The following is a 13,588-nucleotide window of genomic DNA, read 5'->3' on the forward strand; positions in this document are numbered from 1 at the left end:
TTATAATGCAAGATCTTTTACTGGTATTACGTTCTAATCGTACATAAAAAAATTCTTAGGTTTCTCACCTAAGAATTTCATAATGAAGCTTTAACCACTAACGCGAAGATTCTTTTTCAACCCATTTATCAACCTGTTCTTTTTCCCAAATTCCTTCTTCAAATTGTTTTTTCAACTCAGGGTGCTGATTAATGTCAAAAGTGGGTATTTTCCCCGCCGCTAATTGCTGCTTATAATCTTTTGCTAATTTAAATGCGATACCCGATAACAAAAGAATAGCGATCAAATTTGTGATTGCCATCAGCCCCATTGACAAATCGGCTAATTTCCAAATAAATGGCATTTCTGCAAGAGCACCAAACATCACCATCCCCAATGCCGCCAAACGGAAAATAAACAAACCAGCCGTATGGTTATTCTCTAGAAAAATCATGTTACTTTCTGCATAAGCATAATTTGCAATTATCGAAGTAAAGGCGAAAAAGAAGATAGCAATCGCGATAAATGTGCTTCCCCAACTCCCGACTGCTGAAGACAGCGCTAACTGTGTCAATTCGATGCCATTAATTTTTTCGACACCACCATCGAGAACCCCTGAAGAAAGGATAATAATCGCAGTCGCGCTGCAAATCACTATCGTATCCATGAAAACACCGAGCATCTGTACATAGCCCTGCGAAGCAGGATGAGGGGGATAAGGTGACGCCGATGCAGCTGCATTTGGTGCTGACCCCATCCCTGCCTCATTCGAAAATAACCCACGTTGAATACCTTGAGTCATAGCCTGAGCAACACCATACCCAATCGCCCCACCAGCCGCCTCTTGTAGACCAAATGCATTACTAATAATCAACATAAATACTTCAGGTAACCGCTCTATGTGGTGCCCCACAACCCAAAATGCCAATAATAAATAAGCTGTAGCCATAACAGGAACAACTAATTCAGCGACCTTAGCAATAGATTTTAACCCACCAAAAATAATAACGCCGCTTAATAAAACTAAACCAATTCCGACATAAACAGGATTAAAATCGAAAGCAACAGCCGTTGCTTGTGCAATAGAATTGGCTTGGACTGCATTAAAAACTAAACCAAATGCAATAATGAGGAAAATTGAAAACAATACCCCCATCCAACGCTGATTTAGCCCTTTTTGCATGTAATAAGAAGGCCCCCCACGGTAATTACCTTGGTCATCTTTAGTTTTATATAGTTGAGCTAAAGTACATTCAACAAATGAAGTTGCCATCCCCAGCAATGCGACAACCCACATCCAAAAAATAGCACCTGGCCCACCAGCGGTTAGCGCGATTGCTACCCCAGTTAAATTGCCCGTTCCGACTCTGGCTGCTAGGCTGGTACACAATGCTTGAAATGATGAAATACCTGCACTATCTGTCTGTTTACTATTTTTTAACACCCCAAACATATGCCTAAAATGCCTAATTTGGATAAAACCTGAGCGAATAGTAAAGTACAACCCTGCTCCCAACAGTAAATAAATGAGTAAATAACCCCAAATAAAATTAGTTAATGTGTTTATATGTTCTATCAAATCGCTCTCCTTTTTATTAAATTAACTAATGAAGAATTAGCTGCTAATTAGCACGCATCTACTCTTTATAATTATTAAAGAATAGAAAACAAAAAATAAAATAAAATATTTCTTTTTGTTTTTTGAAATTATATTTTTTTATCTTTAATGTAAATTTTTTTTCGATTTATTATTCATTCATTTTCTATTAATGGAGATTCCGAACTCATTTCTTTAGAGAAAATAGCAACAAAATTCTTTTAAAACAGACAGATAAAACACCCCTCCTCTATTTGACTTACAGAAAATCAAACGTTTGATTTTTAGCTTTTTTTTTAATCGCATAACTAATGAGATTAATAACTCCCGCTAACTTATTAGCAAGAAATGAATTTAAATACAATAACAGCTAACACGATTACTTATAATTAAACGAGTCGGTTAAGCTATATTTATTTTTAATCTAAAATCAAAATTTAATAAATCATATCAACCAACCAATGAACAACCAGACCAATTCGTATCATCTAAATAAGATAGTTGATTATACTTTGCGTTAACAATAAACTGATTGAAATTTCGCTTTTTAGACAAGAGGTTAACATATGGAAATTACGATAAAGCTGTCTGATGACTCTACATCTCAACTCTCAGAAAAATCATACCAAGCTTTTACAGATGAGCTAAAAGCCCGGGTTTTGGAAGTATATCCTGGTAGTTATTTGCTGATCACCCACGACAGTGGGCCAACAACTTTCCAAACTAATGGATTTCACGATGATAATAAAGTCCATATAGTGCTGCATGAACTTGTTGAAGATGTCTTAAAGCATGGGCACTGGTTACAGCAATAATTGATCAATAAGCCTTTTATTACATAGCCAGCTGTAACCTTAACAAAAGTGTTCAGCTGGTTAATTTTTTGATTTCAATTTGTGTAGCCTCAACTCACCCCTACCCTTATCGCAGTTTAAAGTCTGATCAAGGTCATACTTCTCCTTAACTTTTTTAAAATTATGGTAAATCGCTTTATTTTTTATCGTTATATGCTAAAGTATATAACGTAATTTTCATTTACATTGCTTTTGCTGATTATAGCGGCCAGTATTTATACTGGCTCTTTTTTATGAAATCATGCTATAAAGTTATCAATACCCCCCGTTTTAGGTCTAATCTGCTATAGTATTTCGCTGATACTGTATAGAGTTACTATTCATCGTGTGCAAAATAGAGGTATGATTATGAAGCGTTTATTACTGGCTTTTTGCCTGACTCCAGTCCTTGCTATGGCAGAAAATGCCCCTTTAAATATAAGCGAATTAGCCAATGATTATTGCGAAATCACCGGTCAAACGCTAAGTGAAGCATACAGCACTAACAAAACCAATAGTGAATTAACCCAAGCAACTATTGCTAAATTGAAAAGTGAGAATGTAGATCTGAAGCAATTAGAAACTCTTGAATCCGATCTTCGTCAAAACCTAGCCACTGCCATTGATGCTATACGCAGTAACAAATCTAATTTTGCTAACGAAGCAGATTTTCAAAAATCACTGAACGATTCAATCTCAGCTTGTAAACTACAAACTGAGCTATTATTAAATAAGTCTTAATTACTAGGCTAAAGTCAAAGAGCTCAAATTTCGCTTTGAGCTCTTTTTTGTTAATCTGTTTCTTTTTTAGAACACAATCTTTCTATTGAAAGTTGTAATTCCTGCGTTTCACTTATAATCAACTGTTCATGTTCAGAAAAACGCCCATCCTTGATGATAACATTTGCGACAAACGGCAAAGGGTTTTCTTGTGAAGGTAAATGATATTTCCCACACACACGGTAGTTTTCTCCCTCTTTAAACTCACCTTTTTGCATTATTTCAACATCATTAAACTCAATATTGCTTGCATTACCCAGCTTCGCTTCAACCAAACGTTGCGCCTCATTCTTAACATCAGAATCCCCGATACTGGTATAAGAATGGTAGCCAAACACACCAAGTGCTAACAACAGAACAATCAACAATTTTGTTTTTATACGTTTCAACGTACTACCCTTCTTCATTTATGACATTTGAGAATATTATAAATGCATCATATCAATTTTTGTGAACAATTTGAGCCTTTGATATTCACTGCCCTCAATACCGTTAAAAGTATGATAAAACCTTAAAGATAATGACAAAAACTCCTCACTTTTCAGATACACCAAAATTAATCGACAGAACTAATATTTTTCATATTAATATTTTTATATTTAGTATTGATAAAAAAAACATTTTATATTTTTCTTCTCAGTTTTATACTGGTTACCCCTACTTATTATTTTCTAAGTCATTTATGAAAGAAAAAATTGTAAAAAATCTAGTTGATTTAACCTACGGTAACAACAATGATGTTAAAATAGCAGCAATTACTGCATTAGGTGATTATAAATGTTCAATTGAACAACAAGATGCAATCGATAGGTTATTAGTTTTATGTGATGATTATAATAAAGATATTGCTGTCGCCTCTATTATATCACTCAGCAAGCTAGCAAAATTTTTCTATGAAAAACAATAGAATAAAAAAACCAAAAATTACCCGATGAAAACATTAACTTTAACTTAATTGTTTTAACAATATATTTTCATTGTGAATAAATAATGGAAAAATATTGTCACAATAGTGATTTATTCATTTAGATAAGTAAATCCGATTGAACTAATTAAATATATTGACAGAATGATAATTAATAAATATTCCAAAGGAGATAAGCCATGAATATATTAAAACCATTAATTATCAGTGCAAGTTTAATCGCTGTTAGTTTTTCTACATTTGCGTACCCTGGGGATGGCTACGGAAATGGTTCTTGGCACCGTGGTGGGTATCAAAATCAACAGCAATATAATAATAGACCATGTGATAACTTTCGCCAATTTAACAATACCGGTCGCTATCAAGGAATGATGCAATATTCAACTGCTATCCAAACAACTCAGCCAGATGAAGCACTGAAAAAAATTGCAGTTGATGCCCCTAAAGGAGAAAACGGGAAACAATATATGGTCAAAGTCGCCGTTATTGAAATCACACCCAATACACCAGTCCAAGGCCAATAATGTTTTATATCAAGCCACCCCTTGATATAACTCGACTAGAAATATTTGCGGTGGTTCACACCGCATTTTTATCACTACGAGGGCCAATTCGTAACTACATAATTAATTATATTTGCATTACCAACATGAGCCCCTAAAAGCCAGCCATAATGCTATACACTTAAGTGCGTTATCAATATAGATAAAACCTGATCATTCCCTCAATTGCTAGGTGAATAAAAAATCAAAAAAAGCAAATAATTATTTACTTTAATACGATTTTAAGTAACCTAACAGATTCAAAAATAATAATTTCAGGGAATAATCATGGATCGTCGTTCATTTCTTAAATCAACTTCATTGATTGCAGGTAGCATTGCAATTAATGCTTTTTCAAATCAATCTATTGCACAAACAAATAGCCCTGTTTTGCCTGACGAACAACATCCACTATTGCTTAATTTTAATGAAAATTCGTTAGGCATGTCAGTAAAAGCTAGAGAGGCAGTTATTAACGCACTACCGGGTGCATTTCGTTATCCAGATGCCGCACGTGCTGAACTCTTAACTAATATTGCAGAACTTTACCGTTTATCTGACAAGCACATCAGTATTGGTAACGGCTCATCAGAAATTATCCAAGCTGCTGTCGCAATGTTAGCAAACCGAGCCAACCAACGTGGAATAAAAATTCAACTAGTGACGCCGGACCCAACCTTTAATTATGCAGAACTTTACTCTCTTTCACTGGGTGTGAAAGTTACGAAAATCCCGCTAACCGCAGAGCTTGCTTTTGACTTAGCGAAAATGGAGCAAGCCACAAAAGATTTTGAAGGGTTATCTATAGTTTATATTTGCAATCCCAATAACCCTACTGCGATGATTACACCTCACAATCAACTCGAAAAGTGGATGAATAGTCAGTCTGATAATTTATTTTTTATTGTCGATGAAGCTTATGCAGAATATGTTGAAGACCCTAATTTTACTAGCGCGATAGAATTAGTAAAAAAAGATCAAAATAATTTAATTGTCACTCGTACATTTTCAAAAATATTCGCCTTAGCAGGCTTAAGAATTGGTTATGGTGTCGCTTCCCCAGCGACCATTGCTGCTGTTGATGAGTTTTTATCCATCGATAATACCAATGCGGCAGGGGCTGTTGCTGCTATAGCGTCGTTAAAAGATAAACCATTTATCGCACATAGTCTTAAATCTAATAACACATCTCGCATGATAGTAGAAAAAGCGTTCAATGAATTAGGTTTGGAATATGCGCCTTCACAAGCCAATTTCATTTTTCATAAGGTTAACGGTGATGTGAAAACTTATCAACAACGTATGGCTGATGCTCATGTGATGGTTGGCCGCGAATTTCCTCCAATTATTGGGTGGAACCGGCTCACTCTAGGAACGCCAGAAGAAATGCTGCAATTTGTTGTTATATTAAAGCAATTTCATAAGAAAGGATGGGTTTAAATACTAAGCACCTATCGGATTCATGGGGCCTTTCGATTACTTTATTAATTAAAATGGCCCCTTAAAAATAAAAAAAGCTCCTGCAAAAATAAGAATAAAACCAATCACATGGTTAACCGTAAAACTTTCTCCCAAATACAATACTGAGAATAGAACGAAAACACAGAGCGTTATTACCTCTTGCATCGTTTTCAATTCAGCCGCAGTATAATATTGATGCCCTAGCCGATTGGCTGGTACAGCGAAACAATATTCTACCAATGCAATTAACCAACTAAAAAAAATGACTATATACAACGGCTTCGTTGTAAATTTCAAATGACCATACCAAGCAAACATCATAAATACATTTGAAATTACAAGTAAAAATACGGGGTAAAGTTTAGTTAGCATTCTATTTTAATAAGCCAGAAATTTGAGGCCGCTATTATGAGTTGAATAACATCACATTACAATCTTATCCCACCCAAAGCGTTTATTCCATCTGCCCAAACCTATTTTCCCCTGTTAGAGGTAATAATGAAGATTAAATATGAATTAATGACACAAGCAGATTGCCCTGAAGTTGCAATATTATTACAAGCTAATGCCGAATCTCAGCAAGGTGGTCTTTTAGGGGAGTACCCATTACCCAAAGTGGGTGCAATGTATGCCAATAGCTTATCAACATTTGTTGCACGTGACGCTGAAAAAATTATTGGCGTTGTATTTAGCTTTGCCAGCACATCTACCGCATTACCCCCTATCGCCCATTTAATTCTTGAACAAAACAGTGGGCTAATGAATGGCAATTGGTTCTATGGCCCTGTATGTATTGATATTAATTATAGAGGAAACAATATTCTCAAATCTCTTTACGACAACATATGTGCTTTCAATACCGGAAAACCTGTGGCTTTCATCAATGCGGCTAACCACAGGTCTCTTGCCGCACATTTAAAAATAGGTATGCATAACGTTGCCAGTTTTGACTTTCAGGGGACGCACTATTATCTCGTAATAGGAAATTAAATTGTACTAATTGGTACACTTTTTTGTTTCAGTTTTTCCGTCTATCTATTACACTAGAACAAATTATTGTATTTTGGAGTACACTTTATGATTGATATCATAACTACAAATCAACAAGCTTGGGATAAACAAGCAGAATTACAATTAGCTTGGTCAACTCCTGTTGACTCACAGACTATTAATGACGCTAAACAAGGGAAATGGAAAGTCCATCTTACACCTAGCCCCGTTGATGAAACTTGGTTAGGCAATATTAATGGTCAGAAGATCCTGTGTTTAGCCTCCGCAGGGGGGCAACAGGCCCCTGTATTAGCAGCTGCTGGGGCAGATGTCACTGTTTTCGATTTATCTCAAAAGCAACTTGAAAAAGACCAAAAAGTCGCCGAAAGAGATAACTTAACATTGAAAACAGTTCAAGGGGATATGCGCTCATTAGATATTTTTGCGAATGAAACATTTGATATAATATTCCATCCCATCTCTAATCTGTATATTCCGGACGTTACACCTGTTTGGCAGGAGTGTTATCGCATTTTAAAACCTAATGGCCGGTTATTATCCAGTTTCTTTAATCCAATAGTTTTTGTTGGAGAACGAAATAAACATTACGATGAACAAGGTATTATTAAACCATCCTATAAGATGCCATTTTCTGAGCTAGCCACCTTATCCTCCGAACAAATAGCACAAAAACAAGCTAACCAAGACGCTTTTGTCTTTGGTCACTCATTAACTGATTTAATTGGCGGGCAACTGAAAGTAGGTTTTCATATTGTGGGCTTTGAAGAAGACTGGCAACCCAACCCACGGTTTGTTATTGATAATTATTTGCCAACTTTTTTAGCCACTTTGGCCATCAAAACAAATTAGCTTTATAAGAACTCGTTAACTTACCGTTAACGAGCAATAGGATGCTAAGCTCTATGGCAGTATCTATCCCATACTGCCTCAAATTGTTCAGGGGGGATTATATCATCTGTTTTTTCTACGAAAGGAATGGATACCATCACCTTCCCAGCTCTATTTTTATGTAAGCGTATAATAAATCTTTTATACCCATGAGGTAGCTCATTCTCAAAGCCAAAAACCTCACCGCAGTAATAACCTGTTTCGTCCCCTTCATCACTTTTTGTTAATACATAGTACTGAACATTTTTATAATTTGCCGCTGATGGGTAAGCAAGAAAATCCTCGACAGAGCTTTTTACTCGACTTTCAGTATCTAATTCAGGATCTAATGCGAGTTCTGTCATAATACCCGCAATATACGCACAACCAGCGACTAATAGTAAAACTAAGGATCTTAATAACATTTTTATCTTAAAGCTCTATGGAGAACACTGCATATCATTATAGTTTAGCCTTAATATTTTGCGACTCTTAAAATCATGGAATTCTTTTTTTCACATAATACACTAAATATAGGAACCTTATGTCAATATATTTAAATAACCTAGTGGCTATTTTTAATATAATTCACTGAGCAAGTTGCCATATATAAACTAATATTATCGCTGTAATTACCCATACAACCGTAGCAAGACTTAAGCTTGCCAAGGCCGTCATTTTAGTTGCAAACAAATACACGGTTAATAAGTACATTGCATAAGGGATGAGAGACCATAAGCCAAATAAAGCTGTTTTTTTTAGCGCTTCCGTTCCTTGTTCTTGTACCACAATAACATGAGCTATTAAGGCAAATGTAGGAAATAAAGGAACTAATCCAGCAATATAATAAATTTTACTACGAGATAATAACGCAATAATTAGCACCGCTAAAGCACCTAAAATGCATTTAAAAAATAATGACAACATAAGACACTCAAAAGTTAAATTAAGCTTAGAATGTGATTATCTTCGATTAAAAGAATGATAACTACATTCTAGCTACCAATAATGCACAAATTATTTGCCTTTTGTAACACCACTCCTCCTGCATGCGTAAAAACACTTATTTTTTATTCAATTTTATGAGCTAAGTCAAATTGTTGAATATAAAGTATCCGGAATTGGTGCCGATACATTCAATTAGTCCCTACGCCTGATGCTTTCGCGTGACTACATATAACTTTTTAGCTATCGGACTGCTTGAATATGCTCGAGGTTAACAACGTTATGTTTAGAAGTCGGAATTTGTATGTGTGCAAACATACTACTCGATGGTATGAAAGGAAATAATTAATGATGTCTGATACTTCAAAAATAACTAAATTTAGCTCAGCTAAATTTGCTTTATCCGGTTTTAAAACAACTACCCTTGTTTGGTTAATCTCAGGGCTTCTTATTATTCTATTGCTTTCAACTTGCTGGTTTTTCTTTAGTTCTTTAAAGCAGTATCAAACCACATTAACTAAACTCGATACTATTTATAATGAACAAACAGAATTAAACAACACATGGCAATCGTTATTACAAGCTAGAAACACCTTAAACCGCGCCAGTTCTCGACATTTACTTATCATCAACAAGATGAAAACATCCAATACTGATATTGATAGTCTTATTGAGTTTTATCATAAAAAAATGGTAGAGACTGATAGTTACTGGAAAGCGTTTTCCTCATCTTCTCTCTATAAAAATAGTGAAGCTTATTCTGAATTAGAAAAGGCTTATAAAGAACTCTATGCCGCCTTAAATGAGCTCTCGGTCTTTTTAGTACAAGGTAAAACGTATGATTTTTTAAATCAGCCCACCCAAGGGTTCCAAGATACGTTCGAAAAAAACTACATTAATTACCATCAGCAATTAAATGCAAACTATCACGATATTGCTGTAGCGAGTGAACAGCTGTATAAACAAAGCATCATAGGGCTAATAGTCATCATGACGATAATTACCCTTGTAACCTTGTTTATCCGGTTTATTTTACAGTTTTTCTTTATTCGACCATTAAACCAAGTTATTGATGGTATTGAAAAAGTAAGTCAGGGTATTCTCTACCATAGTTTTGATAATCGGGGCTTATTTGAAATAAAACTATTAAAGCAGCATGTTTCTAACATGCAAAGTAAGCTAGTCGATATTGTAACAAATATTTATGACAACACTCACCACATCAAAGTTGAACTGAGTGATATTACTCAAATGAATCACGACCTTTCCATTCGTGCAGACCAACAAGCAGCTGCGATTGTGGAAACTGCGGCGAGTGTAGAAGAGCTGGACTCCTCATTTAAATTAAATACGGCTAATACCAACCAGTCATGCCAGCTCATGTCGGCGACGAGTGTCACAATTGAAAAAAGTAATGAACTGATTTCTGATGTCGTAGAAAATATGGATGATATCGTCGATTTCTCTAAAGAGATTAGCAAAATCACTTCCACCATCGATAATATTGCCTTTCAAACTAATTTATTAGCCTTGAATGCTGCAGTTGAAGCTGCTCGAGTAGGTGAACATGGTAAAGGGTTTGCTGTGGTTGCTAATGAAGTGCGTGAGTTATCCATTAGTTGTACTCAAGCTTCAAAAGAAATTAAACTCTTGATTAATAATTCAAATGATAAAATTAATCATTGTTTCCAATTAGCAGCCGATGCAAATGACAATATCGTTTCGATTGCCCAAGATACATCGAACATTAATGAAATGATCCAAAGCGTTGCTCTCGCCTCCAACGAACAAACTCACGGTGTTAGCCAAATTCATTTAGCTATTAACGAGCTAGATAGTACAACACAAGCTAATGCTTCAATGACCCGTGAATTACAGTCATCATTAAAAGCCTTAGAATCTCAATCTGATTTACTGGAAGAAATTATTTCTATTTTCCATACTGAGCCTAAAGATGGGGAAGAATTAGAAACTAGTGATGTTAGTGAGGTAAAAGACTAATCTAAACTTAACCATTTACAATAGCAGCCATCAAGGAAATTGCTCTTTATAGGGCAATTTCCTTGACAATACCTATCCATAGTTCCTCCTCTTTAATACTTTACTTTCTAAGCGTCAATTTAGTAGTCATTGAATATTTTTTACTTTTTATCTGATATAACATATCCCGATGACTTCTGAACTAATAACAATGAGCTAATGATGACAATAAAAATTACAGTCCTTGTCGACAACAATACCTTAATCGATAGTTATTTTTGCGGGGAGCCCGGCGTTTGTTACCATATCGAAGCCGATGGAAAAAAAATATTATTCGACACTGGCTATTCCAACATCTTTATTGATAATGCACACATTTTAAATATCGACCTTGCTAATATTACTGATCTTGTACTTTCCCATGGGCATAATGACCATACATGGGGCTTAGGGCACCTAATCCAACATTTTGACCGCCGTAATATTGAAGCACAGCAAACGAAACAGCTTATTTACCATCCTGATGCACTTATACAAAAAAAATTTCAGTCCAAAGTGATTGGAGCGAATACTCCAAAAGATATTTTATCTGCCTATTTTGATTGTATTGAAACGACTGAACCTTATTACCTTTCAAACAATATCGTGTTTTTAGGGCAAATCCCTCGGGAAAATAACTTTGAAGGGCAAGAGCCCATTGGAACCACCCTCGATAATGATAACAACGAGGTTGATGACTATGTCCTTGATGACACTGCACTTGCTATCAAAACAAGTGAAGGACTGATTGTGATAACAGGCTGTTCCCACTCAGGAATTTGTAATATTACAGAGTACGCTAAAAAGGTAACAGGGATTAATAAAATAGTTACTGTAATCGGAGGGTTCCATCTACAACAAGCCTCGAAAGAAGTTTTAGAATGCACCGGAAATTACTTTAATCAGCAAGATTTAATGCACATTCACCCATGCCACTGCACTGACCTCAATGCAAAAATACACCTAGCCCAATATGCTGCTGTTCAAGAAGTTGGCGCAGGGTTACAACTAACCTACCCTAGTTAATCGCATACATAGAATTTATAAAGCTCAGTTTTTAAACTGAGCTTTATTTTGTATTTAAATAATCAATGTTAAGTTCTTGAGCCTAAATCTTGGTCTGCACCGGCACCTTTTAGCATTCTTGTTAATTCTTCACAACGTATGATCTTATTATTAGCAATCTGGAAACAGGCAAATACTTCGAACTCGCTAACTGAACCATCTTTTTTAATCGCTTTTGCTAAATGCTGGGTATGTACACAATTTTCCCCTTCCGCTATCGATTTAATGGTTATAGTTATAGACTGAGTTGCCTGTTTCAGTACCTGTAAATGCGCGATAAACTCATTAAAATTAATTTTTTTACCATCAACAATTTGGATATATTCATCTGAAAAGTATTTTTGAGCAACAGGCCTTGAACCAATATCTTCTCCCAATACTGCATTCAATGCTTGTTTTACTAGTTGCATATTATTCATTATTTTTCCTTAGTGACAAAAGCTATTCCCTAATTGTTATGGGTCTTTTATTTTTCATTTCAAGCCAAAGTCTGAGTTATTAACTTTCATACTGACATATGTAATATTTTAACCACAACCTTCCTGTTAACAATCGTTCTGCTATTACTCACCTATTGTAACAATAGCACGGTAATCATCATTAAAATAACGGCCAATTTGTCGCATTTATTGTTGACTGCACAGCACAATACGGGTTTTTGCAACATTAATCTCCCTAAATTATCCCCCCAAAATTTTTTCTATCTAAACACATACTCTAATTTGGTTTAAAACATAATCACTGGTATCATCTTGTAGTTGCCCATTTAAACTATAGGCAGCTATAACAATAACTATAAATCTACATTTCCATTAGATACCCCTGCTTGCAGGGGCTTTTTTTCACTCCTTATCCCCCCTTTAGTCTCATTTTGTATCTAGTTAATTAGTAACTATTTTTAGCTAACGCCCTCAGCGTAAGCAAGCTAGGTACTCCGCAATTTAATATTAGATATCTCGGATATGCCATTGTTCTTGGTAAGTTAGATAACTTACCAACGCGTTAAATGCAAAAATCATCAAGGAGGAATATTATGCATAGATAGTTTCCAAGCTCTATTGCTTGCACCATTAAAAGTAACGCAACAGCCGATAAAACCTAATTTACGTTTATATGCTCTTTATAATCAAAATAGCCAATAGTAACCGTTACCAAAAAATTGGTATTCAGCCACCCGTAAATGGTGTTATCCATACAGTGTAAAACTTGTTTTTTCGTACTTATTTTAATTCTCCCCTCCTTTTTGTTACAATATCTAACCCTTTGTTAAGGAAATACAAGTTTACTTAACGTAGATTATTTAAGTAATAATTAAATAATCAAGCTATATTATAAAAAAGGTGAACTCATGCGTTTTAACCTAACACAAATAAATATTTGTGGAGAAAACACAAAAATTGTTGGTTTAAACATAACGTTAATTGGGGATGACAACTCAACTCATAGTTTCAAAATAGATATCAAGGGGTTGGATACCATGAATTTAACATTAAGGGATATAGAAAAACATGCTATTAAACAGGCTAAGCATAGTTTTGAACACTGCTCCAATGGTTAGCTTACT

Annotated in this window: 16 protein-coding genes; 10 read left to right on the forward strand and 6 right to left on the reverse strand. The window is 35.1% G+C overall.

The genetic code is table 11. The annotated features are described in order from the left end of the window. Positions 1 to 97: 97 nt before the first annotated feature. On the reverse strand, positions 98 to 1,558 hold the full coding sequence (locus tag ACIPUA_RS09220) for an alanine/glycine:cation symporter family protein (RefSeq protein ID WP_449059580.1): 1,461 nt from the start codon (positions 1,556 to 1,558) through the stop codon (positions 98 to 100). Between the two features lie 584 nt (positions 1,559 to 2,142). Between ACIPUA_RS09220 and ACIPUA_RS09225 the strand changes: the two genes are divergently transcribed. Both ACIPUA_RS09225 and ACIPUA_RS09230 read left to right on the forward strand, forming a co-directional pair. Next, positions 2,143 to 2,391 carry a DinI-like family protein gene (locus ACIPUA_RS09225; RefSeq protein WP_042843506.1) on the forward strand — a complete coding sequence of 83 codons (249 nt, stop codon included), beginning with the start codon at positions 2,143 to 2,145 and terminating at the stop codon, positions 2,389 to 2,391. A 387-nt stretch (positions 2,392 to 2,778) separates the two neighbouring features. After that, entirely contained in the window at positions 2,779 to 3,150 is a 372-nt protein-coding gene (locus ACIPUA_RS09230; RefSeq protein WP_042843505.1) for a hypothetical protein, read from the forward strand. Positions 3,151 to 3,200: 50 nt separating this feature from the next. Here ACIPUA_RS09230 and ACIPUA_RS09235 read toward each other — a convergent pair whose 3' ends face one another. After that, a complete protein-coding gene (locus tag ACIPUA_RS09235) occupies positions 3,201 to 3,578 on the reverse strand; it encodes a hypothetical protein (RefSeq protein ID WP_042843504.1) in 378 nt (125 codons plus the stop codon). 293 nt (positions 3,579 to 3,871) lie between these two features. Here ACIPUA_RS09235 and ACIPUA_RS09240 point away from each other — a divergent pair, with 293 nt between their 5' ends. The 3 genes from ACIPUA_RS09240 to ACIPUA_RS09250 all read left to right on the forward strand — a co-directional run bounded on the left by ACIPUA_RS09240 (position 3,872) and on the right by ACIPUA_RS09250 (position 6,096). Beyond that, positions 3,872 to 4,096 carry a HEAT repeat domain-containing protein gene (locus ACIPUA_RS09240; RefSeq protein WP_042844310.1) on the forward strand — a complete coding sequence of 75 codons (225 nt, stop codon included), beginning with the start codon at positions 3,872 to 3,874 and terminating at the stop codon, positions 4,094 to 4,096. A gap of 197 nt (positions 4,097 to 4,293) precedes the next feature. After that, positions 4,294 to 4,638: a hypothetical protein gene (locus ACIPUA_RS09245; RefSeq protein ID WP_042843503.1), complete on the forward strand. Its 345-nt coding sequence runs from the start codon at positions 4,294 to 4,296 to the stop codon at positions 4,636 to 4,638. A gap of 306 nt (positions 4,639 to 4,944) precedes the next feature. Further along, positions 4,945 to 6,096, forward strand: a complete 1,152-nt coding sequence (locus tag ACIPUA_RS09250) for a pyridoxal phosphate-dependent aminotransferase (RefSeq protein ID WP_449059581.1) — start codon at positions 4,945 to 4,947, stop codon at positions 6,094 to 6,096. A 48-nt stretch (positions 6,097 to 6,144) separates the two neighbouring features. Here the strand turns inward: ACIPUA_RS09250 and ACIPUA_RS09255 are convergent, their stop codons facing one another. After that, a complete protein-coding gene (locus ACIPUA_RS09255) occupies positions 6,145 to 6,489 on the reverse strand; it encodes a DMT family protein (RefSeq protein WP_042843501.1) in 345 nt (114 codons plus the stop codon). A gap of 126 nt (positions 6,490 to 6,615) precedes the next feature. On the opposite strand from ACIPUA_RS09255, the gene ACIPUA_RS09260 reads away from it, so the two are divergent. Next, positions 6,616 to 7,107, forward strand: a complete 492-nt coding sequence (locus ACIPUA_RS09260; RefSeq protein WP_042843500.1) for a hypothetical protein — start codon at positions 6,616 to 6,618, stop codon at positions 7,105 to 7,107. 87 nt (positions 7,108 to 7,194) lie between these two features. Next, positions 7,195 to 7,977, forward strand: coding sequence for a class I SAM-dependent methyltransferase (locus ACIPUA_RS09265; RefSeq protein ID WP_071548155.1), 783 nt, complete (start codon positions 7,195 to 7,197; stop codon positions 7,975 to 7,977). Positions 7,978 to 8,021: 44 nt separating this feature from the next. On the opposite strand, the gene ACIPUA_RS09270 is transcribed toward ACIPUA_RS09265, so the two are convergent. Both ACIPUA_RS09270 and ACIPUA_RS09275 read right to left on the reverse strand, forming a co-directional pair. Beyond that, the gene (locus tag ACIPUA_RS09270) at positions 8,022 to 8,420 is read right to left on the reverse strand and encodes a hypothetical protein (RefSeq protein ID WP_042843498.1); all 399 of its coding nucleotides are present in this window, start codon (positions 8,418 to 8,420) and stop codon (positions 8,022 to 8,024) included. A gap of 163 nt (positions 8,421 to 8,583) precedes the next feature. Next, positions 8,584 to 8,922, reverse strand: coding sequence for a GlpM family protein (locus tag ACIPUA_RS09275; protein WP_042843497.1), 339 nt, complete (start codon positions 8,920 to 8,922; stop codon positions 8,584 to 8,586). 366 nt (positions 8,923 to 9,288) lie between these two features. Here ACIPUA_RS09275 and ACIPUA_RS09280 point away from each other — a divergent pair, with 366 nt between their 5' ends. Together ACIPUA_RS09280 and ACIPUA_RS09285 are read left to right on the forward strand one after the other, a co-directional pair. After that, positions 9,289 to 10,941 carry a methyl-accepting chemotaxis protein gene (locus ACIPUA_RS09280; protein WP_449059582.1) on the forward strand — a complete coding sequence of 551 codons (1,653 nt, stop codon included), beginning with the start codon at positions 9,289 to 9,291 and terminating at the stop codon, positions 10,939 to 10,941. A 201-nt stretch (positions 10,942 to 11,142) separates the two neighbouring features. Continuing rightward, positions 11,143 to 11,985: an MBL fold metallo-hydrolase gene (locus ACIPUA_RS09285; protein ID WP_449059583.1), complete on the forward strand. Its 843-nt coding sequence runs from the start codon at positions 11,143 to 11,145 to the stop codon at positions 11,983 to 11,985. A gap of 68 nt (positions 11,986 to 12,053) precedes the next feature. Here ACIPUA_RS09285 and ACIPUA_RS09290 read toward each other — a convergent pair whose 3' ends face one another. After that, a complete protein-coding gene (locus ACIPUA_RS09290) occupies positions 12,054 to 12,443 on the reverse strand; it encodes a nuclear transport factor 2 family protein (RefSeq protein WP_449059584.1) in 390 nt (129 codons plus the stop codon). Between the two features lie 929 nt (positions 12,444 to 13,372). On the opposite strand from ACIPUA_RS09290, the gene ACIPUA_RS09295 reads away from it, so the two are divergent. Further along, entirely contained in the window at positions 13,373 to 13,582 is a 210-nt protein-coding gene (locus ACIPUA_RS09295) for a hypothetical protein (RefSeq protein ID WP_042843491.1), read from the forward strand. The last annotated feature ends 6 nt before the right edge of the window (positions 13,583 to 13,588 follow it).

This window comes from Providencia sp. AGC89, from assembly GCF_053543535.1.

What these genes read in the sequence shown, in the direction of transcription:
- ACIPUA_RS09225 (WP_042843506.1), top strand. Translation starts at nt 2,143, where the DNA reads ATGGAAATTACGATAAAGCTGTCTGATGACTCTACATCTCAACTCTCA.
- ACIPUA_RS09230 (WP_042843505.1), top strand. Translation starts at nt 2,779, where the DNA reads ATGAAGCGTTTATTACTGGCTTTTTGCCTGACTCCAGTCCTTGCTATG.
- ACIPUA_RS09240 (WP_042844310.1), top strand. Translation starts at nt 3,872, where the DNA reads ATGAAAGAAAAAATTGTAAAAAATCTAGTTGATTTAACCTACGGTAAC.
- ACIPUA_RS09245 (WP_042843503.1), top strand. Translation starts at nt 4,294, where the DNA reads ATGAATATATTAAAACCATTAATTATCAGTGCAAGTTTAATCGCTGTT.
- ACIPUA_RS09250 (WP_449059581.1), top strand. Translation starts at nt 4,945, where the DNA reads ATGGATCGTCGTTCATTTCTTAAATCAACTTCATTGATTGCAGGTAGC.
- ACIPUA_RS09255 (WP_042843501.1), bottom strand. Translation starts at nt 6,489, where the DNA reads ATGCTAACTAAACTTTACCCCGTATTTTTACTTGTAATTTCAAATGTA.
- ACIPUA_RS09260 (WP_042843500.1), top strand. Translation starts at nt 6,616, where the DNA reads ATGAAGATTAAATATGAATTAATGACACAAGCAGATTGCCCTGAAGTT.
- ACIPUA_RS09265 (WP_071548155.1), top strand. Translation starts at nt 7,195, where the DNA reads ATGATTGATATCATAACTACAAATCAACAAGCTTGGGATAAACAAGCA.
- ACIPUA_RS09270 (WP_042843498.1), bottom strand. Translation starts at nt 8,420, where the DNA reads ATGTTATTAAGATCCTTAGTTTTACTATTAGTCGCTGGTTGTGCGTAT.
- ACIPUA_RS09275 (WP_042843497.1), bottom strand. Translation starts at nt 8,922, where the DNA reads ATGTTGTCATTATTTTTTAAATGCATTTTAGGTGCTTTAGCGGTGCTA.
- ACIPUA_RS09280 (WP_449059582.1), top strand. Translation starts at nt 9,289, where the DNA reads ATGATGTCTGATACTTCAAAAATAACTAAATTTAGCTCAGCTAAATTT.
- ACIPUA_RS09285 (WP_449059583.1), top strand. Translation starts at nt 11,143, where the DNA reads ATGACAATAAAAATTACAGTCCTTGTCGACAACAATACCTTAATCGAT.
- ACIPUA_RS09290 (WP_449059584.1), bottom strand. Translation starts at nt 12,443, where the DNA reads ATGAATAATATGCAACTAGTAAAACAAGCATTGAATGCAGTATTGGGA.
- ACIPUA_RS09295 (WP_042843491.1), top strand. Translation starts at nt 13,373, where the DNA reads ATGCGTTTTAACCTAACACAAATAAATATTTGTGGAGAAAACACAAAA.